Raw genomic sequence first — 423 nt, 5'->3', positions numbered from 1 at the left:
CGATACCACCAGCAATGTTGTCAGATGCAATGAAGGAAGCAACATCACCGCTGCTGGAGCTGCGGTCGACCGTAATCACCGGGATTTTCGCCTTATTGAGGGCCTTCACAGACGGCGCAACGGCGTCAGAATCAGTCGGATTGACGATAACTACTTTGGCTGAGGTAGATACCGCGTTAGCAAGCTGGTTGGCCTGGGTGGCGGCGTCGTCTGACGCGTCCTGCACCTGAAGGTTAACTCCCTTGGCCTTAGCCTCCTTCTTTGCCCCATCCACAAGCTGAACGAAGAACGGGTTAGTTTGCGTGGAGACGGCAAACACCACCGTGCCCGATGCAGATGAACCAGCTCCACCGTCACGGTTACAACCGGCCACACCAGTCGCTATTATCGTCACGGCAACTGCCGTCGCGAGCACCTTAGTAG

At 56.3% G+C, this 423-nt stretch carries 1 protein-coding gene; it reads right to left on the bottom strand.

What is annotated here, in order from left to right:
* A partial coding sequence (locus D7Y11_RS42995; protein WP_148139313.1) for a substrate-binding domain-containing protein occupies positions 1-423 on the bottom strand: 423 nt, incomplete at both ends.

The organism is Corallococcus sp. AB018 (genome assembly GCF_003986945.1).
In the GTDB taxonomy this organism is placed as follows: Bacteria; Myxococcota; Myxococcia; order Myxococcales; family Myxococcaceae; genus Corallococcus; species Corallococcus exiguus.
The sequence above is the reverse complement of the archived record's forward strand: the minus strand, read 5'-3'. Positions and strand labels throughout refer to the sequence as shown.